Source organism: Streptomyces sp. NPDC006385 (assembly GCF_040612485.1).
GTDB lineage: Bacteria > Actinomycetota > Actinomycetes > Streptomycetales > Streptomycetaceae > Streptomyces.
Genome location: NZ_JBEXQG010000006.1, coordinates 154,370 through 175,929, shown reverse-complemented (window position 1 = coordinate 175,929; position 21,560 = coordinate 154,370). Strand labels below are relative to the sequence as shown.

Annotated in this window: 22 protein-coding genes; 15 read left to right on the top strand and 7 right to left on the bottom strand. The window is 70.2% G+C overall.

Annotation, left to right across the window (positions count from 1 at the left end):
• The first annotated feature begins 1 nt into the window (after nt 1).
• From ABZ078_RS06960 to ABZ078_RS06950, 3 genes are read left to right on the top strand one after another with little or no spacing between them, the layout of a single operon-like run.
• Entirely contained in the window at nt 2–1,732 is a 1,731-nt protein-coding gene (locus ABZ078_RS06960) for a cytochrome c biogenesis protein ResB (RefSeq protein WP_356572373.1), read from the top strand.
• Complete coding sequence (ccsB, locus tag ABZ078_RS06955) at nt 1,729–2,829, top strand: c-type cytochrome biogenesis protein CcsB (protein WP_356572371.1); 1,101 nt, start codon at nt 1,729–1,731, stop codon at nt 2,827–2,829. The genes ABZ078_RS06960 and ccsB overlap by 4 nt, the downstream gene beginning before the upstream one ends.
• A 59-nt stretch (nt 2,830–2,888) precedes the next feature.
• Nucleotides 2,889–3,293 carry a hypothetical protein gene (locus tag ABZ078_RS06950; protein ID WP_356572369.1) on the top strand — a complete coding sequence of 135 codons (405 nt, stop codon included), beginning with the start codon at nt 2,889–2,891 and terminating at the stop codon, nt 3,291–3,293.
• A 15-nt stretch (nt 3,294–3,308) separates the two neighbouring features.
• Here ABZ078_RS06950 and ABZ078_RS06945 read toward each other — a convergent pair whose 3' ends face one another.
• From ABZ078_RS06945 to ABZ078_RS06930, 4 genes are all read right to left on the bottom strand, one after another.
• Entirely contained in the window at nt 3,309–4,700 is a 1,392-nt protein-coding gene (locus tag ABZ078_RS06945) for a condensation domain-containing protein (protein ID WP_356572367.1), read from the bottom strand.
• Between the two features lie 89 nt (nt 4,701–4,789).
• Nucleotides 4,790–5,767: a 2-oxoglutarate and iron-dependent oxygenase domain-containing protein gene (locus ABZ078_RS06940; RefSeq protein ID WP_356572365.1), complete on the bottom strand. Its 978-nt coding sequence runs from the start codon at nt 5,765–5,767 to the stop codon at nt 4,790–4,792.
• On the bottom strand, nt 5,760–6,209 hold the full coding sequence (locus ABZ078_RS06935) for a nucleoside deaminase (RefSeq protein WP_356572363.1): 450 nt from the start codon (nt 6,207–6,209) through the stop codon (nt 5,760–5,762). The genes ABZ078_RS06940 and ABZ078_RS06935 overlap by 8 nt, the downstream gene beginning before the upstream one ends.
• Before the next feature lie 261 nt (nt 6,210–6,470).
• Nucleotides 6,471–7,193, bottom strand: a complete 723-nt coding sequence (locus ABZ078_RS06930; RefSeq protein WP_356572361.1) for a MerR family transcriptional regulator — start codon at nt 7,191–7,193, stop codon at nt 6,471–6,473.
• Between the two features lie 94 nt (nt 7,194–7,287).
• Between ABZ078_RS06930 and uvrA the strand changes: the two genes are divergently transcribed.
• On the top strand, nt 7,288–9,753 hold the full coding sequence (uvrA, locus tag ABZ078_RS06925; RefSeq protein WP_356572359.1) for an excinuclease ABC subunit UvrA: 2,466 nt from the start codon (nt 7,288–7,290) through the stop codon (nt 9,751–9,753).
• 88 nt (nt 9,754–9,841) lie between these two features.
• On the opposite strand, the gene ABZ078_RS06920 is transcribed toward uvrA, so the two are convergent.
• From ABZ078_RS06920 to ABZ078_RS06910, 3 genes are all read right to left on the bottom strand, one after another.
• Nucleotides 9,842–10,198: a hypothetical protein gene (locus ABZ078_RS06920; protein ID WP_356572357.1), complete on the bottom strand. Its 357-nt coding sequence runs from the start codon at nt 10,196–10,198 to the stop codon at nt 9,842–9,844.
• Complete coding sequence (locus ABZ078_RS06915) at nt 10,195–10,803, bottom strand: DUF6232 family protein (RefSeq protein ID WP_356572355.1); 609 nt, start codon at nt 10,801–10,803, stop codon at nt 10,195–10,197. The genes ABZ078_RS06920 and ABZ078_RS06915 overlap by 4 nt, the downstream gene beginning before the upstream one ends.
• Before the next feature lie 158 nt (nt 10,804–10,961).
• Nucleotides 10,962–11,285: a PLD nuclease N-terminal domain-containing protein gene (locus tag ABZ078_RS06910; RefSeq protein WP_356572353.1), complete on the bottom strand. Its 324-nt coding sequence runs from the start codon at nt 11,283–11,285 to the stop codon at nt 10,962–10,964.
• 88 nt (nt 11,286–11,373) lie between these two features.
• On the opposite strand from ABZ078_RS06910, the gene ABZ078_RS06905 reads away from it, so the two are divergent.
• From ABZ078_RS06905 to ABZ078_RS06855, 11 genes are all read left to right on the top strand, one after another.
• Nucleotides 11,374–12,831: a menaquinone biosynthesis decarboxylase gene (locus ABZ078_RS06905; RefSeq protein ID WP_356572351.1), complete on the top strand. Its 1,458-nt coding sequence runs from the start codon at nt 11,374–11,376 to the stop codon at nt 12,829–12,831.
• Entirely contained in the window at nt 12,828–13,730 is a 903-nt protein-coding gene (gene mqnP, locus ABZ078_RS06900; RefSeq protein ID WP_356572349.1) for a menaquinone biosynthesis prenyltransferase MqnP, read from the top strand. The genes ABZ078_RS06905 and mqnP overlap by 4 nt, the downstream gene beginning before the upstream one ends.
• Before the next feature lie 46 nt (nt 13,731–13,776).
• A complete protein-coding gene (locus tag ABZ078_RS06895; RefSeq protein WP_356572347.1) occupies nt 13,777–14,349 on the top strand; it encodes a Uma2 family endonuclease in 573 nt (190 codons plus the stop codon).
• Nucleotides 14,350–14,405: 56 nt separating this feature from the next.
• Complete coding sequence (locus ABZ078_RS06890; RefSeq protein ID WP_356572479.1) at nt 14,406–15,056, top strand: UbiX family flavin prenyltransferase; 651 nt, start codon at nt 14,406–14,408, stop codon at nt 15,054–15,056.
• Nucleotides 15,057–15,125: 69 nt separating this feature from the next.
• Nucleotides 15,126–15,581, top strand: a complete 456-nt coding sequence (locus ABZ078_RS06885; protein ID WP_356572345.1) for an Lrp/AsnC family transcriptional regulator — start codon at nt 15,126–15,128, stop codon at nt 15,579–15,581.
• A gap of 38 nt (nt 15,582–15,619) precedes the next feature.
• Nucleotides 15,620–16,783, top strand: a complete 1,164-nt coding sequence (gene mqnE, locus ABZ078_RS06880; RefSeq protein WP_356572343.1) for an aminofutalosine synthase MqnE — start codon at nt 15,620–15,622, stop codon at nt 16,781–16,783.
• A 28-nt stretch (nt 16,784–16,811) separates the two neighbouring features.
• Complete coding sequence (locus tag ABZ078_RS06875) at nt 16,812–17,477, top strand: UdgX family uracil-DNA binding protein (RefSeq protein ID WP_356572341.1); 666 nt, start codon at nt 16,812–16,814, stop codon at nt 17,475–17,477.
• Nucleotides 17,478–17,493: 16 nt separating this feature from the next.
• The gene (locus ABZ078_RS06870) at nt 17,494–18,018 is read left to right on the top strand and encodes a GNAT family N-acetyltransferase (RefSeq protein ID WP_356572339.1); all 525 of its coding nucleotides are present in this window, start codon (nt 17,494–17,496) and stop codon (nt 18,016–18,018) included.
• Nucleotides 18,019–18,093: 75 nt separating this feature from the next.
• Entirely contained in the window at nt 18,094–18,393 is a 300-nt protein-coding gene (locus tag ABZ078_RS06865) for a DUF4229 domain-containing protein (RefSeq protein ID WP_356572337.1), read from the top strand.
• Between the two features lie 149 nt (nt 18,394–18,542).
• Nucleotides 18,543–20,189 (top strand): SPFH domain-containing protein, encoded by a 1,647-nt coding sequence (locus tag ABZ078_RS06860; protein ID WP_356572335.1) that lies wholly within the window; start codon nt 18,543–18,545, stop codon nt 20,187–20,189.
• The gene (locus tag ABZ078_RS06855; RefSeq protein ID WP_356572333.1) at nt 20,186–21,526 is read left to right on the top strand and encodes an SPFH domain-containing protein; all 1,341 of its coding nucleotides are present in this window, start codon (nt 20,186–20,188) and stop codon (nt 21,524–21,526) included. The genes ABZ078_RS06860 and ABZ078_RS06855 overlap by 4 nt, the downstream gene beginning before the upstream one ends.
• Nucleotides 21,527–21,560: the final 34 nt, after the last annotated feature.

The following is a 21,560-nucleotide window of genomic DNA, read 5'->3' as shown; positions in this document are numbered from 1 at the left end:
GATGAGCAACACCAAGACCAGCGCGCCGGACAACACCCCGGGCCGGGCCGAGGACCAGGACCTGGGCGCCGCCGGCTCCCAGCTCTCCACCGCCCCCGCCGAGGAGATCGCGGGCCTGCCCTCCCTCGGCGTGATCGGCTGGATCCGCTGGTTCTGGCGGCAGCTCACCTCGATGCGGGTCGCGCTGCTGCTGCTCCTGCTGCTGTCGCTCGGCGCGATCCCCGGCTCGCTGATCCCGCAGACCGGCATCGACGAGACGAAGGTCGCCGAGTTCCGCGAGGCCCACCAGACGCTCGCGCCGATCTACGACAAGCTCGGCCTCTTCAACGTCTACAGCTCGGTGTGGTTCTCCGCGATCTACATCCTGCTGTTCGTCTCCCTCATCGGCTGCATCGTCCCGCGCACCTGGCAGTTCGTCGGCCAGCTGCGCGGTCGCCCCCCGGTCGCCCCGAGGCGCCTGACCCGGCTGCCCGCCTACACCACCTGGCGCACCGAGGCCGAGCCCGAGCAGGTCCGCGAGGCCGCGCTCGCCCTGCTGAAGAAGCGCCGCTTCCGCGCCCACCTCACCGGGGACGCCGTCGCCGCCGAGAAGGGCTATCTGCGCGAGGTCGGCAACCTCGCGTTCCACATCGCGCTGATCGTCATGCTGATCGCCTTCGCCTGGGGCCAGCTGTACAAGTCCGAGGGGAACAAGCTGATCGTCGAGGGCGACGGCTTCTCCAACACCCTCACCCAGTACGACGACTTCAAGTCCGGCAGCCTCTTCACCCAGGACGACCTCGACCCCTTCAGCTTCACCCTGAAGAACTTCAAGGGCACCTACGAGCCGAGCGGTCCCAACCGCGGCACCCCGCGCACCTACGAGGCCGACCTCCTCTACAGCGTGGGCGCCGACGGCAAGGAGAAGAAGACCACCGTCAAGGTCAACGAGCCGCTGGAGATCGGCGACTCGAAGGTCTACCTCGTCAGCCACGGCTACGCCCCCGTCGTCACGATCCGCGACGGCAAGGGCAAGGTCGTCTACCGCGACGCCGTGCCCCTCCTCCCGCTCGACGGCAATGTCACCTCCACCGGTGCGATCAAGGTCATGGACGGCTACCGCAACGCCAAGGGCGAGCGGGAACAGCTCGGCTTCCAGGCCTTCTTCCTGCCCACCTACGTCAAGGGCAACGAGCTGGCCTCGCAGTTCCCCGCGCTGCTCAGCCCGATCATGAACCTGGAGGCCTACCACGGCGACCTCGGTGTCGACTCGGGCCTCCCGCAGAGCGTCTACCAGCTGGACAAGAAGAACCTGAAGGGGTTCAAGGACGCCAAGGGCGCGCAGTTCAGGAAGAACCTGAGGCCCGGCGAGACCATGAAGCTGCCGAACGGCGCCGGCTCGGTCACCTTCGAGAAGGAGATCAAGGAGTGGGCCGGCTTCCAGGTCGCCCGCCAGCCCGGCAGCGGTTGGGCGCTCGCCGGTTCCGTCGCCGCGATCTTCGGCCTCGCCGCCTCCCTCTTCATCCAGCGCCGCCGCGTGTGGGTGCGGGCCACCCCCGGCGCCGAAGGCGTCACCGTCGTGGAGATGGCCGGCCTCGGCCGCAGCGAGTCCGCCAAGGTACCCGAGGAACTCGGCGACCTCGCCGGAGTCCTCTACGAGCAGGCCCCGGGCGCACCCGACCCCGACGACTCCACCGACGACACCACCCCCGACCCCCAAGTCGCACCCGCCGAAGGGGCTGAGACGAAGTGACTCTCGCCGCCGCAACCGATCTGGCTGCCGCCACCAACGAAAACCTGGCGAACATCAGCAACACGCTGATCTACTCGTCGATGGCCGTCTACACCTTGGCCTTCTTCGCGTACATCGCCGAATGGCTCCTCGGCAGCCGCAGCAAGGTCGGCCGCACGGCCGCCGCGCTCACCCCGGAGAGGAACAAGAAGGCCGAGGCGCCCGCCGTCACCGTCACCAAGGGCGGCTCCACCGCCGTACTGGAGCGGCCGAAGGTCGTCGTGCGGGCCACGGCCGGGCAGCGGGACGTGCCGGACGGGCCCGGTGCGCACGGCGGGGACGAGCAGGGCGACCTCTACGGGCGTATCGCCATCTCCCTCACCGTCCTCGCCTTCCTGATCGAGTTCGGCGGTGTGCTCGCGCGGGCCCTGTCGGTGCAGCGGGCGCCGTGGGGCAACATGTACGAGTTCAACATCACCTTCTCCACGGTCGCCGTCGGTGTGTACCTCTCGCTGCTCGCGCTGAAGAAGAACGTGCGCTGGCTCGGGCTGTTCCTGATCACCACGGTCCTCCTCGATCTCGGCCTCGCCGTCACTGTCTTGTACACCGCGAGCGACCAGTTGGTTCCCGCCCTTCACTCGTACTGGCTGTACATCCACGTCTCCACGGCGATCTTCTGCGGCGCGGTGTTCTACGTCGGCGCGGTCTCCACGCTGCTCTACCTCTTCAAGGACAGTTACGAGAACAAGCTGGCGAACGGCGGCACCCCGGGCCGCTTCGCGAACTCCGTCCTCGACCGGCTGCCCGCCTCGGCGTCCCTCGACAAGTTCTCCTACCGCGTCAACGCGGCCGTCTTCCCGCTGTGGACGTTCACGATCATCGCGGGCGCCATCTGGGCGGGCGACGCGTGGGGCCGCTACTGGGGCTGGGACCCCAAGGAGACCTGGTCCTTCATCACCTGGGTCGCCTACGCCTGCTACCTGCACGCCCGCGCCACGGCCGGCTGGAAGGGCCGCAAGGCCGCCTACCTGGCCCTGATCGCCTTCGGCTGCTGGCTGTTCAACTACTACGGCGTCAACATCTTCGTCTCCGGCAAGCACTCGTACGCCGGGGTGTGACCGGCCGGTCTTCGACAGGCCACCGTGCATTTCGTGCCCGTCGGGGTCAGGCTGGTGTCATGACCGGTTCGATAGAACAGGGCATCAGCCAGACCCACGGGGACACCCACATCCTGCACCTCCTGGTACGGCTGCCCCGGCCGATGGAGACCGCCTGGCCCTCGCTGGCGACCCCGGACGGCCTCGCGGCCTGGTTCACCCCGGCCGACGTCCTCGAACCGCACCTCGGCGGGGCGGTCACGCTGCGGGACGTGGGGGAGGGGCGGATCACCGCGTGGGACGTGGAGCGGGTCGCCGAGTACACGCTGAAGGGCGGCGTCCGGATCCGGTTCCATCTGGAGCGGGACGGGGACGAGGGCAGCGCCCTGCGCTTCACCCATGAGTTCCGGGGCGGGGAGGAGCCGGAGCCGCACTGGAGGGCACGCTTCCAGCGGCTGATCGACGTACTCGAAGCGGGCCCGTGACCCCTGGGGTCGGGGTCACGAAACTGTCGAGGCGATGACGTCCCGCAACCGCTCCACGTACAACCGCATGTTCTTGTGCGCCACGTCGGTGTCCGGGTAGCGGCTCGCGAACCACAGGCCCTCGTGGAGCCGGATGACCCACGCGCACACCTGGTCGCCGTAGGACACCCGGATCAGCCCGTACGCCCGCTGCTCGGTCCAGTGCTCGGACCCGGGGGCGCCCCGCGTGTCGACGTAGGAGACGATCGAGTACAGGTCGGGTGACGTGGGGCGGAAGTCCGTGCCCAGCAGGCGCAGCACCCGGGCGAGCGGCATGCGGGCCATGTGCCGGTTGGCGTGCAACGCGGCGCGCACCGTGCGCAGGGCGCTGGGGAAGTCGCGGGCCTCGGCGGCGGGGATCTCGATGGGGGCGCCGCCCACGTACCAGCCGACGGAGTCCGACCAGCGGGACCTCACCCGGGTGTGGAAGGGCACGACGGTGCGGTAGACGGGCTCCGTGCCGATCTCCTGGACGAAGAGGGCGGTCGCGGCGAGGATGCCGACCGCGCTGCCGCCGTAGGGGCGGCAGTACGCCTCGAACGCGGCGGCGGCGTCCGGGTCCGTGAGGTTCTCGCGCAGGAGCTGCTGGGTGGGCAGCCCGCCGTCGGGATCGAGGCCGAGGTCGACGGGGAAGCTCGGCAGCCTGCCGTCGCAGCGGCCGATGAACTCCCGCCAGCGGGCGACGATGTCATGGCTGCCGTCGATCCGGTCGGCGTCCGTGCGCTCGATCTCGCAGAAGTCGACGTAACTGCTGACCGGCGTCGGCTCCACGGCCCGGCCCGCGACGGCCGCCGCGTACAACTCGTGGATCTCGGCGGGGATGCGGTGGATGGAGTGGGCGTCGACGTTGCTGTGGTCGAAGGCCATGTACACGCTGGTGGAGTCGTCCCGGACGACGGCGGTGTAGATGAGGTTGGGCCAGCGCAGGGCGTCCGCCGTGACGTCGAAGCGGTCCTGGAGGTGCCGTACCAGCTCCTCCGGGTCGGTGAAGTCGCCGACCTCCACGCGGCGCAGGGACACGGCGTCGGCGTCGAGCGTGAACCGGCGCATCTCGTCGCCCGGTTCGCCGGACCAGCGGAAGCCGCTGCGCAGCGTCTCGTGCCGCAGCGTCCAGCCGCGCAGCGCCTCCCCCAGCGCGTCGAGGTCGGCCCGGCCGGGGAGGTCGAACGCGGTGCCGAGCCAGGTCGGCACGAACAGGCCGTCCTCGCGCACGGACCGGGCGGTCCTGATGTGTGACTCCTGGATGTACGCCGGCGGCCTGGAGTCCTCGGGCAGGTCTGTCGCCATGGCCACGGTGGCCGGACTGAGCGTCCATTCGACGAGTCGTCCGGGCCGGACCTCGCAGCGCTGGATGTCAGTCATTCGCACGGGCGGCTCCGTTCGCGGCGGGGGACACACCCGAAAGGGTGGTATCCCGCCCAACGAGGCAACCCTTTCTCAGAAACGGTTCGCTGGGCTCAGCCGACGGTGATCGAGTCCAGCTTCTGACGCAGATACACATGCGAGTCGACGGGCGCGTACGCCACCCGGCCCACCGGGGCGGGCACGGACTCGACGAGCGTCCCGGGCGTGCACTCCCCGAAGTAGACGAGGGACATCAGCTCCTCGGCGGGCGCGTCGGCGGGCGGCGGCAGCACGCGGTGCCGCCCGGACCGCCAGCGGTCGCCGGTCCAACGGGCCATCAGGTCGCCGATGTTGAGGGTGAAGGCGTCCGGGTCGTACGGCGCGTCCTCCCATCCGGCGCCTCCGTCCGCGGGGTCGACGTAGACCTGCAACCCGCCCTTGCCCGCCTGCCGGTCGAGGATCGTCACCGTGCCGAAGTCGGTGTGCGGCCCGATGCGGAACTGTCCGGGCGCAGGCTCCCCGACGACCTCGGTGCCCGGGTACCAGTTGATGTTGAAGCCGTACGTCGGGTGGTCCATGTGCCGGATGAAGAAGTCGGGTCGGAGGCCGAGGGCCGCGCCGAGCAGGGCGAGGAGCCGGTTCTCCAGCTCGGCCATCCGCGCCAGGTACTCCTCGCACAGGGGCCGCAGTTCGGGGACCTCCGCGGGATAGACGTTCGGCGCGTACCACTCGGCGTTGACGACCGGGTCCTCGAAGGGCTCGTGCGTCGCGAAGGTCAGCGACTCCTTCAGGTCCGGCGGGGTCTCGGTGCCCTCCGCGTACCCGTTGGCCTCCGCGCCCGGCCCGAGCCAGCCGCGCCCGCCGACCTTCGCCTCGTAGCGCTGCTTGACCTCGGCCGGGAGCGTGAAGAAGGCGCGGGCGGCCCCCCGGATGCGGGCGCGCAGGGACGGATCCACGCCGTGGCCGGTGACCAGGAGGAACCCGGCGGTCCTCAGGGCCTCGTCGACGGTCCGGGCGATCGCCTCGCGCGCCTGCGCGTCACCGTCGAGCCAGGGCCTGAGGTCGATCGTGGGGATGCGTGGCTCACTCACCGATGTCCTCGTTCCACAGTGCCGGATGGTTCTTGATGAAGTCGCGCATCAGCCCGACGCACTCGGGGTCGTCGAGCAGCACGATGTCCACGCCGTGCTCGGCCAGCCAGTCGTGCCCGCCGTGGAAGGTGACCGCCTCGCCGATCACCACGCGCGAGATGCCGAACTGCCGGACCAGACCGGAGCAGTACCAGCAGGGCGAGAGGGTGGTCACCATGGTCGTTCCCCGGTACGACCGCTGCCGTCCCGCCGCCCGGAAGGCCGCCGTCTCCGCGTGCGTGGACGGGTCGCCGTCCTGGACGCGCCGATTGCGGCCACGGCCCAGCAGCGTGCCGTCGGCCCCGAACAGCGCGGCCCCGATCGGGACACCCCCCTCACCGAGCCCGGCCCGCGCCTCCGCGACAGCGATGGCCAGCCATCGACGTGCCTCAGTCCGATCCATGCCCTCACTCTGCTGTGGCGGGGGCGTGGGGGCAACGGTGGGTGTGGGTGTGGGTGTGGGTGCGGAGCAGTGCGGCAGCGCGAAGTCGTGGCACGTCCCGGCGAACGTGCTCTGGGTGCTGTAGAGGGCGGCGGCGTCCGGGCGTGCGGGCATGACGGGACCCCCCAGACGGGACCGATTGCGCGTTCGATTACGGATCGGCGGTCCTCACCGTGTCGAAATTCGCCGCGCATTGTCAGCGGTTCCGCGGTGCGAGCGGCGTCAGCCGGAGGCACGGTCGGTGTACTCCAGGTAGTCGTCCAGGCGTCCCGCACCGGAGAGCATGACCCGGGCCCGGGCCGTCAGCTGCTCGCCCCGCGTCGCGATCGCCGCCCGCAGGGCCTCGCTGCTGCCCTCCCGGCGCAGGCCGTCCAGGATGGGGCGGATCTGGTCGAAGACGTAGTGGCTGCGGCGCAGGGTGTGGATCAGGCGCGCGTCACGGACGTCCGCCGGGCGGTAGACGCGGTACTTCGTGCCCCGCTCCCGCTCGGGCGCGATCAGCCCGGCCGCCTCCCACACCCGCAGCGCCGACGTCCGTACGCCGAGCAGCGCGGCCACCTCGCCGATGCGCAGCCCGGAGCGCGGCAGTGCCTCGGGCGGCTGTCCGGCCAGCACCTCCAGGGCCTCGCTCGTCGCCCGCAGCGCGCCCCGCTCCTCGTGCAGCGCGGCATGCGCGGCGTCGACGAGGGCGAGCGCGGCCGGGACGTCACCGGTGTGCACGGCCCGCATGATCCCGGCCGCCGTCACCGGCCCGTGGCCCCGCAGCAGCGCGCGGTACGTCAGCAGCGCGCGCCGGTGCACATCGGTGAAGGTCCGGTAGCCGGAGGCGGTGCGCGCGGCCGGGGGCAGGACGCCGGCCTCCTCGTAGTTGCGGACCTGCTGCGTCGAGATACCGGCGAGACGGGCCAGGTCGACCGGCCGCAGGCGTTCGTCGTCGTTCCTCACGGGAGTTGAAGGTTACGGGATACCAATCCTCATGTCGTTCGAGGGGGTTCGCGATCAAAGTCTCAACAAGCACTTCAATGAAAAACTTGAAGGCATGGAGGACTTCATCCGCGTCACCGGCGCCCGCCTGCACAATCTCGCCAACGTCACCCTCGCGATCCCGAAGAACAAGCTGGTCGTCATGACCGGCCTCTCCGGATCCGGCAAGTCCACGCTCGCCTTCGACACCCTCCACCGGGAGGGCCAGCGGCAGTACATGGAGTCCCTGGGCATGGTCACCGGCCTGGTCAGCCGGCCCTCCGTGGACTCCATCACCGGCCTGTCCCCGTCCATCAGCGTCGACCAGCACCTCACCAACCGCAGCCCCCGCTCCACGGTCGGCACCGTGACCGAGGTGTTCACCTATCTGCGGTTGCTGTGGTCGAGGATCGGCGTGCGGCCGTGTCCCGGGTGCGGGAAGGACGTCCCGCCCTCGCACGCGTACGGGTACGACGACGAGGAGGCGGAGGGCGAGCAGGTCCCCTGCCCGCACTGCGGCATCCCCGTACCGGAGCTGGTGATGGGCTCGTTCTCCTTCAACAAGCCCGCCGGCGCCTGCCCGGCCTGCACCGGCCTCGGCGAGGTGATCCGGGCGGACGTACGGCGCCTGGTCGACGGCGGCCGCTCGGTCGCCGAGGGAGCCGTACTCGGCTGGAACGCCAAGGTCGTCGAGCGGAACGTGTCGCTGCTGCGGGCGGCGGCCCGGCACTACGGCTTCACCTTCGACCAGGACCGCCCCCTGGACGAACTGACCGACCGCGAGCGCGACCTGCTCCTGCACGGCGTCGAAAGCCCCGAGTTCCGCCGTCACTTCCCGGACGCCGAACCGCCCGCCACCGTCACCGCGGGCCGTTTCGAGGGGGTGGTGACGGCGGTGATGCGGCGCTACGCCGAGCGCATCGAGGACACCGAGTACCGGGAGCGCACCGAGAAGCAGGTGCTGGTGAAGCAGGTCTGCGGGGAGTGCCGGGGCGCCCGGCTGCGGGCGGAGAGCCGGGCGGTCACCGTGCACGGCCTGACGATCGTGGAGGCGGCCGCCGCGTCCCTCGACGAACTCGCCGCATGGCTGGGCGGGTTGCGCGAGCGGGTCTCCCCGGACGAGTGGCTGTTCGTGGAGCCGGTCGTCGCCGACCTCACCGAGCGGGTACGGCGGCTGGTCGACGTCGGTGTCGGCTATCTGACCCTGGAGCAGCCGACGCCGAGCCTCTCCGCCGGCGAGTCGCAACGGCTGCGGCTGGCCGCGCTGCTGGGCTCGGGGCTCACGGGCGTGCTGTACGTCCTCGACGAGCCGACCATGGGCCTCCACCCCGCCGACACCGCCCGTCTGGTCGGCGTCCTGCGCAGGCTGCGGGACCTGGGCAACACGGTGCTGGTGATCGAGCACGACCTGGACGTGCTGCGGGCGGCGGACCATGTGGTGGACGTCGGCCCCGGTGCGGGGCGTGAGGGCGGCCGGATCGTGGCGCAGGGCACGCCGGAGGAGGTGGCGCGGGCGGGGGCCGAGGAGACGGCTGCGGGCGGCTCGGTGACCGGGGCGTATCTGTCGGGGCGGCTGTCGGCGCCGGCGTCGAAGAGGCGGGGGGACTCCGGCCGGGCGCTGGTGATACGCGGGGCGCGTGCGCACAACCTCAAGGACCTCACCGTACGGATCCCGCTCGGCCGTCTGGTCACCGTCACCGGGCCGTCCGGGTCGGGCAAGTCGACCCTGCTGCTGGAGATCCTCGGCCGGGCGGCACGCCGGCACTTCCACGGTGCGGGGGAGCGGCCGGGCGAGCACGACGGGATCGACGGCTGGGAGCACCTGGGCAAGGTCGTGACCATCGACCAGGAACCGATCAGCCGACTGCCGCGCTCGAACGCGGCGACGTACTCGGACGTGTTCACGCCGATCAGGGAGGCGTTCGCGGCCCGTTCCGGGGGACGGCTGACTCCTGGCGCCTTCTCCTTCAACGTCCCCGGCGGCCGTTGCGAACGCTGCGAGGGCGCGGGCGTGCTGTCGGTCCACATGCACTTCCTGCCGCCGGTGGAGGTGAGGTGCCCGGGCTGCCGCGGCCGGCGCTTCAGGCCGGAGGTGCTGTCGGTGCGCCACGACGGGCACGACATCGCCGAGGTGCTGGAGGCGACGGTCGACGAAGCCCTGGCGATGTTCGCCGGCACCCCGGCGATCGCCTCCCGCCTGCGGCGCCTGTCCGACGTCGGCCTCGGCTACCTTCCGCTGGGCCAGCCGGCCACGACGCTCTCCGGTGGCGAGGCCCAACGCCTGAAACTCGCGAAGGAACTGGGCCGCAAGGCGGCGGGCAGCACCCTCTACCTCCTGGACGAGCCCACCACCGGCCTCCACAGCGCGGACACCGCCCGCCTCCTCGGCGTGCTCCAACGCCTCGTCGACGCCGGGCACTCGGTCATCACCATCGAGCACAACCTCGATGTCGCCCACGCCTCCGACTGGCTGATCGACCTCGGACCGGAGGGCGGGTCAGGAGGCGGGAAGCTGGTGGCGGAGGGCGTGCCGGGGAGGTGACGGGGACTGGGGGTGACGGGGACTGGGGGTGACGGGGGCTGGGGGCGACGGCTGTGAGAACCGGGCGCCACTTCGTCGCCCGCCGTCACTACCCGCCCAGCAGCCCGAGGACCTTGTTGACCGCGTCGATGACCGGTTGGCCGACAGCGCCGACCGTCGCGGCGATTCCGGCGACGGCCATCAGGGCGCGATGGCGGTCCTGGGCGGGCACGGTGCCGTCGGCGCTGATGGCCGGGAGGGAGTCGTCGATGGTCTGGGCGCTGGCCGCCGGGACCTGGGCGCGCAGTTCCTCGACCAGCCGCAGCAGCTCCTGGACCGCCGACAGCATCTCGGCGGACGCCGGCGAGGCGTCGCCGGACACCGTCTGCCTCTTGTCGATGCCGATGTTGTCCCGGCCGCCGTTCATGGTCACACTGTCGCCGAAGTGGTAGCTGTCGCCGCTCATGCCGAAATCCCCACGTTGCCCGTGCCGCCGTACATGTTGACGTTGTCCCCGAAGTGGTAGTGCTTCGGGGAGACCGTGATGCTCTCCACCGTCACCTGGAACTCGGCCTCCGGGTTCTCGATCGCGTTGACGATGTAGCCGACGAGCTGGTCCAGGTGCGCCGGGTTCGAGCTGGTCACCACCGCCATGGACGGGCCGGACGTCTCGGCGGCCAGTACGTAGTACGACTGTGCCGACAGGACGGAGATCAGCTCCCCGACGCAGTACATCAGCGCGAGCGCACTGGCGATCCAGACGAAGGTGATGATCCCGCTGCCCGCGCTCTCGCTCCCGAGGGTCGCCGCGGCGCCGAGGATCGTGAGAGCGAACGCGATCGACAGGATGATCCCGACGTTCTTGAAGAAGCGCACGAGGGCCTCCATCCGTCTGGGATGGAGGGTGTAGGTGTACACGCGGGTGATGTTCGCCAGGGGATAGGCGGCTCTGCCGACCCAGAGCAGTCGCTTGTCGACCCGCAGTTCGACATCGGTGCCACGTAAGAGCGGTGGCGGCATGGGCGGTACGTCGGGCTGGTCATGCCACGGGCGTTTTGTGGGTTCTGTCATCTCCGTGCTCCTCATGAGGGCGAAGTCGACTACGTAGGGTGTCATCGCCCGCACTCCGTCGACAGCCGTCAACTGTGCTGCTGTTGTGGAGAGTTCGGACGCGGTGTGCGGCCGCCCCGGCGGGGAGGCGCATCGCCCGCTTCGTGGGGGCTTCCCCGTCAGGGTTCGTCGCGCTTGGGCCCGTCGCCCCGCTTGTCGTCGTCGTCCTCGTCCAGGGACTTCAGGAACTCGGGGTTGTCGTCGGGGGCGACCCACTGCTGACGCCTGCGGTCCCGTACGCCGGACCAGCCCTCGGCGGCCGGGCTGCGCTTCTTGCCCGCGATCAGCCAGGAGATGGAGCCGACCAGCGGGAACACCAGGACGAGGATCGCCCACAGCGGCTTGGGCATGTGGCGGATGTCGTCCTCCTTCGTGCTGATGCAGTCGATGAACGCGTACACGCTCAACGCCAGTGGCACGAGGAACATCAGCACCCGGAGCATGGGCCCTCTCCAGCGAAACGGTCGTCGGGGCCGGGGGCACGGCCCCCGGGTTCAGGGCCAGGGTAGCCGCTCGGGGATACTTGACCCCATGGCTTATGACGATCTTCGTTCCCTGCTCAGGGCACTGGAACGCGAAGGCGACCTCAGGCGCGTCAAGGCCGAGGTCGATCCGTATCTGGAGGTCGGGGAGATCGTCGACCGGGTGCAGAAGTCCGGCGGTCCCGCGCTGCTTTTCGAGAACGTGAAGGGCTCGTCGATGCCCCTCGCGATGAACGTCTTCGGAACCGACCGGCGCCTGCTGAAGGCCCTGGGGCTGAAGTCGTACGGCGAGATCTCCGACAGGATCGGCGGGCTGCTCAAGCCCGAGCTGCCGCACGGCTTCGTCGGGGTCCGCGAGGCCTTCGGCAAGCTCGGCGCCATGGCGCACGTACCGCCGAAGAAGGTGAAGTCCGACAACGCTCCGGTGCAGGAGGTCGTGCTGCACGGGGACGAGGTGGACCTGGACCGGCTGCCGGCCCTGTTCACCTGGCCCAAGGACGGCGGCTCCTTCTTCAACCTGGGGCTCACCCACACCAAGGACCCGGAGAGCGGCGTACGGAATCTGGGCCTGTACCGCCTCCAGCGCCACGACAGGCGCACCATCGGCATGCACTGGCAGATCCACAAGGACAGCCGGAACCACTACCAGGTGGCGGCACGGCGGGGCGAGCGGCTGCCGGTCGCGATCGCCTTCGGCTGTCCGCCCGCCGTGACCTACGCCTCCACCGCGCCGCTCCCCGGTGACATCGACGAGTACCTGTTCGCCGGGTTCGTCGCGGGCAAGCGGATCGAGATGGTGGACTGCAAGACGGTGCCGTTGCAGGTGCCGGCGCAGGCGGAGGTCGTGCTGGAGGGCTGGCTGGAGCCCGGCGAGATGCTGCCGGAGGGCCCGTTCGGCGACCACACCGGCTTCTACACCCCGCAGGAGCCCTTCCCGGCCCTCAAGATCGACTGCGTGACGATGCGCCGCCGCCCGCTGCTGCAGTCGATCGTCGTGGGCCGGCCGCCGACGGAGGACGGCCCCCTGGGCCGGGCGACGGAACGCTTCTTCCTCCCCCTGCTGAAGATCATCGTCCCGGACATCGTGGACTACCACCTGCCAGAAGCCGGCGGCTTCCACAACTGCGCGATCGTCTCGATCGACAAGAAGTACCCCAAGCACGCGCAGAAGGTCATGCACGCGATCTGGGGCGCCCACATGATGTCCCTGACCAAGCTGATCGTGGTCGTCGACTCCGACTGCGACGTCCACGACCTGCACGAGGTCGCCTGGCGGGCGCTCGGCAACACCGACTACGCCCGTGACCTCACCGTCGTCGAAGGCCCCGTCGACCATCTCGACCACGCCTCCTACCAGCAGTTCTGGGGCGGCAAGGCGGGCATCGACGCGACGAAGAAGTGGCCCGAGGAGGGCTACACACGCGACGGCGGCTGGCCGGACATGGTGGAGTCGGATCCGGGGACGGCGGCGCTGGTGGACCGCCGCTGGAAGGAGTACGGCCTGTGAGCAGTGCCTCCGCCGCGATTCCGCAGCCAGGACGCACCAAGGCGTTCCTGCGCCTCGTCATGATCGAGCACTCGGTGTTCGCGCTGCCGTTCGCGTACATCGCCGCGCTCACCGCGATGTTCCAGTGGGACAGGAACATCCACTGGGGCCGGCTGCTGCTCGTCACCGTCTGCATGGTGGGTCTGCGCACGTTCGCCATGGCGGTGAACCGGATCATCGACCGCGAGATCGACGCGCGCAACCCGCGCACCGCCCACCGCGAGCTGGTGACCGGCGCGATGTCGGTCCGCCACGCCTGGACGGGCGCCCTGATCGCCCTGGTGGTCTTCCTGGGCGCGGCGGCCCTGCTGAACCCCCTGTGCCTGGCCCTCGCCCCCGTCGCGGTGGTCCCGATGGTGGTCTACCCCTACGGCAAACGCTTCACGAACTTCCCGCAGGCCATCCTCGGCCTCGCGCAGGCGATGGGCCCGGTCGGCGGCTGGCTGGCCGTCACCGGCTCCTGGTCCTGGGACGCGGTGATCCTCGGCCTCGCCGTCGGCGTCTGGATCGGCGGCTTCGACCTGATCTACGCCTGCCAGGACGTCGAGACCGACCGGGAGATCGGCGTCATGTCGGTCCCGGCCCGCTTCGGCGTCCCGGCGGCGGTCTGGGGAGCGCGGGTCTGTCACGCGGTGACGACGGGCTTGTTCGTCTGGTACGCGCTGGCCACGGACGCGGGAGGGTTCTTCTGGCTGGGCCTGCTGATCGTCGCCGGGGCGTTCGTGTACGAGCACTCGATCGTCCGCCCGCACGACCTGTCCCGAGTGAACAGGGCGTTCTTCAGCGTCAACGGCTTCATCGGGATTGCCCTGTTCGTGTGTGCGCTTCTTGATCTCCTGGTTCGGGGTCTGACCGTGTAAGTACGGTGCGGCCTACCATCGAGGGCAGGACCCCAGGGAGGCCACCGTGACCGTCTCGGACCTTGACCGCCTGCACTCGCAGCTCAGCCGGTTCGAGGACATGTTCCCCGGCTATCGCGTGGAGATTGTCGAGGGCAACATCATGATGAGTCCGGTCAAGCCGCACCACGCCAAGACCATCCGTTTCGTCTGGAACGAACTTGAGGCGCAGTTGGGTGCGGAGTGGGACTTCACGAGTGATGTCGCGTTCCCCTTCGACGAGGACAACGAGTTCTGCCCCGATCTGGCCGTCATTCCGGCCTCGGAGGCCGCGAAGAACGAGGGCGCGTACTCCCCCGATCTCATCGAGCTGGTCGTCGAAGTCGTCTCCCAGGGCAGCATCCGCCGTGACTACGAGGTCAAACCCCTCTGGTACGCCTCCCGAGGCATCGCCAACTACCTGGTCTTCGACCCGCTGAAGGGCCACTGCGTCACCATGTGGAACCCCGGACCCGACGGCTACCGAGGCCGCGACACCATCCCCTACGGCCCTGACCTGACCGTCGTCTCCCCGCTCGGCAAGCTGACGGTCCCCACCGGCGGTCTCCCGGTCGACCCGAAACTGCGCGACCAGTCCTGAGCGTGCCGTGACCCACCGGTAGGCTCGTTTGCGTGAACGCAGGAGAAAAGCAGCGCGTGCCTTGGATCGTGGGGGTGTCCGGAGCATCCGGCACACCGTACGCGGCTGCTGTGCTGCGTGCGCTGCTGGAGGCCGGCGAGAGTGTCGACCTCGTGGTCTCCCGGGCCTCGCGGCTCACCCTGCTGGACGAGACCGGTATCTCCTTCCGGGACGCGCACTGGCAGGACGACCTGCGCGCATGGCTGTCCCGGGGAGCCGACGGCAAGCCCGGGACCTTCGACGTCGACGTCGACGCCGTACGGCACTGGAGCGCGGGCGACCTGGCCGCCGGGCCGTCCTCGGGGTCGTACCCCGTCAAGGGCATGCTGATCGTGCCCGCCTCCACGGCCTGCGTGGCAGGCGTCGCGCTCGGCCTGTCGAAGGACCTGCTGCAGCGGGCGGCGAGCGTCACCCTCAAGGAGGGCCGCAAGCTGGTCGTGGCCGTACGGGAGACCCCGCTGAACGGCCAGACGCTGCGCCACCTCGTGACCCTGGACGACGCGGGCGCGGTCGTCGTGCCCGCCTCGCCCGCCTTCTACGCGGGGGCGACCCACATCCAGGACCTCGTCGACTTCGTCGCCGGACGCGTCCTCGACGCGGCGGGCGTCGAGCACCGGCTCTACCGCCGCTGGAACGGCGAACTCGGCGGTGGAACCCGCACGACATGATCGCCATCTGAGCAAGTCGCAGTACCTCTCATCACTTCAGGAACTCTTCACCGGAAGGCTTCGAATCGCATGGACGCGGTGGACAGGCAGCTCATCCAGGCCCTGAGGGAGAACGGCCGGGCCTCCTACGCGGAGCTGGGACGCCTCGTCGGTCTGTCGGGACCCAGCGTCACCGACCGCATCAACCGGCTGGAGGCGGCCGGTGTCATCACCGGCTACCGCGCCACCGTCGACGCCGCCTCGCTCGGCCTCGGCGTCACCGCGCTCATCGGCATCTCCCTCTCCGACGCCGCCGACCACGAGGACGTGGCGAGCCGGCTGAAGGACCTCGGCGAGATCGAGGACTGCTGGTTCATCGCCGGCGACGACTCGTTCATGCTCAAGGTGCGGGCGACCGACGTGGACGGCCTGGAGAAGATCATCCGGCGGCTCAGCGGGACCAAGGGCGTGTCCCGGACCCGTACCACGATCGTGCTCTCCACGAAGTGGGAGAACCGGGTCGGGGAACTGCCCGAAGAGGTGTAGACGTACGGTGGGACAGGTCGTCGTAGAAAGGTGTTGGCATGGACGTCGGGCTCAAGCGCGAGCTGGAGGAGAAGGTCCGCTCCGGTGAGCGGCTGTCCCGTGAGGACGGCATCGCGCTGTACGAGTCGGACGACCTGGCCTGGCTCGGCGGCCTCGCGCACGAGGTGCGGACGCGCAAGAACGGCGACGTCGTGCACTTCAACGTCAACCGGCACCTGAACATGACGAACGTGTGCACGGCGTCCTGCGCCTACTGCTCCTTCCAGCGCAAGCCGGGCGAGAAGGACGCGTACACGATGCGCATCGAGGAGGCGGTGAAGCTCGCCAAGGCGATGGAGGGCGAGAACCTCACCGAGCTCCACATCGTCAACGGCCTGCACCCCAACCTCCCGTGGCGCTACTACCCGCGCTCGCTGCGGGAGCTGAAGGCCGCCCTCCCGAACGTCTCGCTGAAGGCCTTCACGGCGACCGAGATCCACCACTTCGAGACGATCAGCGGGCTGAGCGCGAGCGAGATCCTCGACGAGCTCATCGACGCCGGTCTGGAGTCCCTCACCGGCGGCGGCGCCGAGATCTTCGACTGGGAGGTCCGCCAACACATCGTGGACCACCGCACCCACTGGGAGGACTGGTCCCGCATCCACCGCCTGGCGCACGAGAAGGGTCTGAAGACCCCGTGCACCATGCTGTACGGCCACATCGAGGAGCCGCGGCACCGGGTGGACCACGTGCTGCGGCTGCGCGAGCTGCAGGACGAGACGAACGGCTTCCAGGTCTTCATCCCGCTGCGCTACCAGCACGACTTCGTCGACATGCAGGACGGCAAGGTCCGCAACCGCCTCCAGGCCCGCACCCAGATGGCCACCGGCGCCGAGGCCCTGAAGACCTTCGCGGTGTCCCGTCTGCTGTTCGACAACGTCCCGCACGTGAAGGTCTTCTGGGTCATGCACGGCGTCCAGACCGCCCAGCTGGCCCTCCAGCACGGCGCCGACGACATGGACGGCTCGGTCGTCGAGTACAAGATCACGCACGACGCGGACAACTACGGCACGCCGAACAAGCTGACCCGTGAGGACCTGCTGGACCTGATCCGGGACGCGGGTTTCCGGCCCGTGGAGCGGAACACGCGGTACGAGATCATCCGGGAGTACGACGGCCCGGACCCGCTGCTGCGGGAGTCCCCGCAGCCCATGCGCGTGTGAGCGGCCCGGGGTGCGGTACTCGGCCGACGTGAGTCCCCGTACCGCCTCCGCCCCGGAGGACGCCTACACCGCCGCACCCTTCGTCCCGGACCGCGGCGGCCTCCCGGCGCTGCGCCGGGCCGCCGCCGAATGCAGGGGCTGCCCCCTCCACCGGGACGCCACCCAGACGGTGTTCGGCGCCGGGGACAAGAACGCCCGCGTCATGCTCGTCGGCGAGCAGCCCGGCGACCAGGAGGACCGGCAGGGCAGACCGTTCGTGGGCCCGGCCGGGCGCCTGCTGGACCGCGCACTGGAAGAGGCCGGCATCGACCCTTCCGAGGCGTACGTCACCAACGCGGTCAAGCACTTCAAGTTCACCCGGGCCGAACCCCGCAAACGCCGGATCCACAAGGCCCCGTCCCTGAGGGAGATGACGGCGTGCGGTCCCTGGCTCGCCGCCGAGCTGGCCGTCGTGGAGCCCGAGCTGATCGTGATCCTGGGCGCGACCGCGGGCAAGGCGCTGCTGGGCTCGTCGTTCCGGGTCGGGGAGGCGCGGGGGGCGCTGCTCGAACACGAGATCCACGGCCGGCCGGAGAAGCTGGTGGCGACCGTGCATCCGTCGTCGGTGCTGCGGGCCCAGGACGACAAGGACCGCAAGGCCGCGTACGAGGGTCTGGTCTCCGACCTGAAGGTGGCGGCGCGAGCGCTGTCGTAATGGCTACGATGACCCAGTGGCCCTTACTTTCACTCTCGACCCCGCCGTCACCCCCGCCCTCCGGGACGGCATCCTCGATCTGTGGACCGACGTCTCAAACGCGGGCGGAGCCGTGGGCTTCGTGCCGCCGGTGACGCGGGAGGCGGTCCGGCCGGAGCTGGTGCGCCACTTCGTGGCGATGGCGGAGGGGCGCAACCGGCTGCTGGTCGGGCACGACGAGGCGGGCGAGGTGTCCGCGACGGCCTTCTTCACCTTCAACACGCACCACCTGATGACCCACTGGGTGTGGCTGTACACGGTGATGGTGCACCCCCGGCACCAGGGCAAGGGCTACGGCCGCGACCTGCTGACGGCCGCCGAGCGGGCGGCCCGCACCTTCGACGGCATCGACGCCGTCCGCCTCACCTGCCGGGGCGGCATGGGCCTGGAGCGCTTCTACGGCTCCTGCGGCTACAAGGAGGTCGGCCGGATCCCGAACGCCATCCGGGTCGCGCCGGGCGACGACCGGGACGACGTGATCATGCTGCTGTCGCTCGACTGACCCCCCTGCAAGATCGGTGGACCACCGTGCTTCACTGGACGGTGGCCCTGTTTGGAACCGGAAGAGTGGATTGAGATGCTCCGCTACACACTGATGCGCCTCGGGATCTTCTTGGGCTGCCTCGTGGTCGTCTGGGGCCTCGTCTACTCCGGCCTCGCCCCGCGTGGCCTCGGCGACTCCAACGGCATCTGGATCGTCCTGCTCGCCCTGCTGCTCTCGGCCCCGATCAGCTTCGTCGTCCTGCGCGAGGAACGCGACCGCGCCTCCGAGCGGATCGTGCGGCGCGTCGACCGCATGAAGTCCAACCTGGAGGCGAACCGCAGCCAGGAGGACGTCGCCGACGACACGGCTCGGACGCAGGGGCAGAACTCCTGACCTCCGGTCTCTTCCGTATCCCGGCAGCGTTACCACCGGGTAACCGTCCGGATCGCTCCCCTTACCCTTGTCCGGACCATGGTGTGGGATGGCTGAAATCACGCCAGGGAACGCACACCCGCACTGGCATTGCAACGTAAGGGGGAACCGTGGCACGAGCGCGCGCGAAGCAAGGCGCACGACGCGTTGCCGAGGCCGTCGCCTCCGGCACCGATCCGCGGACAGCCGCGCAGGAGGAACTGCGGCGGCAGATCGGCGGCCGAGGAGAGGGCGGCGAGGGGTACGACGCGCAGGGCCAGGGCATCGACCCGGCCGACTTCCCTGCCGCCCGGGAGCAGGGCGGTTCCACCGCCACCGTGATGCGGCAGAAGACGGTGCCGCTGGACGAGGCCGGGGAGGCGCTCGGCCGGAGCGAACAGGTCCGCGAGGGCGGCGAGGTGGTGCACGCCATCTGCCCGATGGTGATCCCCAAGGGCCGCTCGTTCGTCTCCATGCTGCCGGTGCTGATGCTGCTCGTGCTGGGCGCGGTGGGTGCGTCGATCGTGGGCGCCGCCGGTGCCGACGTGGTGACCAACCCGCTGTTCGGCGTGCACTACTGGGTCATCGCGGTGCTCGCCGTGGCCTTCGTGTGGTGGCGGCAGGGCATGGTCATGGTGCCGGACGGCTGCCAGGCGATGATCACCCGGTTCGGCAAGCTGGAGAAGGTCGTCGGGCCCGGCCGGGTCGTGCTGCTGAGCCCGTGGAAGCGGGTGTCGTACATCGTCAACACCACGATCGAGTACCCGTTCAACGCGCCGGTGCGCGAAGCCCCGACCAGGGGTGGCGTGAAGGCGTCGATCGACCTGTTCATCCAGTTCCGGATCAGCGACCCCACCGAGTTCGTCTACACGCTGGGCGCGGTGCGCGGCTTCGAGGAGAAGCTCAGCAACGCCGTCAGCGAGACCATCCGCAGCCTCATCTACGAGCAGGAGGCCGCCGGCATCTACGACATGGTCGGCGAGGACACCGGCCGTCTGCTGGAGCAGCTCAACCAGCAGTTCCGCCCGGCCGTGGAGCTGACCAACGCCAACATCACCCACGCCGAGCCGTCCGACCAGCGCTACCGCATGGACCTGGCGGCGCCCGAGATGGTGCGGGTGGCCAAGGAGGCGTACACGCACGAGTACGCGCTCCAGTTGCGCAAGGAGCAGGACGAGGGCGACCTCACCCGTGAGCTGGCCTCCAGCCACGAGACGCTCTCCGCGATCCAGGCCGACATCGCCCAGTACCAGGCGCAGATGGACACGGCCGTGGAGCGCGAGACCAACCGCGCCGAGGCGCTCGCCCGGCAGCGCTACGTCCAGGCCGAGTCGGAGGCCAAGGCCAACGCGGCGCTCCTGGAGGCGCAGGCCCTCGACATCCGTGCGGTGACGGCGGCGGAGGCCCCGGAGATCCTGGAGTACCGCTACCAGCAGCAGGTGCTGGACACGCTGGAGCAGGTCGCCGACCATCTGCCGCGCCTGGTGCGCATCGGCGGCGCGTCGGACGGCGGCGGCGTCGCCGGCATCGACTTCCTGGAGCTGGCCCGCGAGTTGATCGGCGAGCGCGGCACGGAGCTGTTCACCGACGAGGACATGGCCGCCGTACGGGCCCGCCTCGGCGAGGTGTCCGAGCGGATCGCCGGGCGGCAGGCGGAGATCGGCGGGCTGCTGGCGGCCGAGCGGCCGACGGTGCCGCAGGTGCCCGACCAGCCCGACCAGCCCGACCAGCCCGAGTCGACTGACAGCTCCGACGTCTCCGAGGAGGCCGCCCAGTGAGTACCGCACGTTCCCACCGCCGGTCGGTGATCTCCGAGGCCGTCGCCCCCTGGAGCGACATCGCGCGGCTGCTGCGCGGCGGCGAGGCCGACACCCTGATCCCGGTCATCATCCCCCGCCACCGGCGCCGCCTGTGGTGGATGCTGCCGCTGTGGCTCGGCGTCTACGCCCTGCTGGCGGGCGTGATGCTGTCGGTGCAGGAGGCCGGCTCCGGCATGGTCGCCACCAATGTCGCCTACGGTGCCCTCGCCACCCTCTCCTACGCCGGCGGCGTCGTGCTGCTGCTGATCGGCGCGCTGTGGTGGTGGCGCTCCTCGATCGTCGAGATCGAGCAGGGCACCAACGGTGTGCTGACCCGCTACGGCGCCGTCATCCGCACGCTGGACGCCGGCCGCCACTACCTGTGGCACCCGTGGTCCCGGGTGGACTTCGTCGTCGACGTGGCCACCGAGATCCCGTACTCCGCACCGGTGATGGCCTGCCCGACGCAGGAGAACGTGCCGCTGCGCTCGATCGAGTTCTTCCTGAAGTTCCGCATCACCGACGCCGTGCTGTTCGTCCGCACCATCGGCGCGGGCAACTTCGACCTGGTGCTCTCCAGCGCCGTACAGGACGCGATCCGCCAGCGGGCGCGGAAGATGCGCACCGAGCGGGCGTACGACCTGCGCGGCTCGGACGTGGCCGACATGCAGGAACTGCTCAACCGCCAGCTGTCCGGCTACGGCGTGCGCATCACCGGCTCCAACATCCCGGACGTGCAGCTGCCGACGCAGTACCAGCAGCACCTGGCCACCCGGGAGCGCGTCGCCAAGGAGCGCACGGCGTACGAGCAGGAGTGGGGGCTCATCCGCAAGCGCCGCATCGACCAGCTCGGCATGGACATCGAGCGGGCCAAGAAGGTGCGGGATGCCCGGATCGTCGAGGTCAAGGCCGCGCTGAACCGGGCCCGCGAAGAGGTCGCCCAGCTCCTGGAGGAGCAGGAGACCAACGCCCAGCGCGTGCGGTTCGAGATCGAGACGCGGGGCCGCAGCGGTCTGATCGCCGCGGAGAACGAGGCCCGCGCCCAGCGCGCCCTCGCCAAGGCCTACCGTGACAACCGCGCCGTGCTCCAGTACGAACTCGCCCGGCGTCGCCTGGAGGTGGGCGCGAAGCTCGCCGGGAAGGCGCCGCAGCCGGTGGTCGTACGGACCGACGGTTCGAGCGCCGACACCTCCGCCCTGTCGACCCTGCTCACCGCTCAGTTGCTGCCCCGGCTGACGGCCCTGCCGTCGGGCGACGGACAGCAGTGGGCCGGCCGGGTGGCCCGGCTCGTGGACGACGCGAGCGGCGAGGAGTAGCCGCTCGCGAAGGCGGCGATGTGCGGCGGGCCGG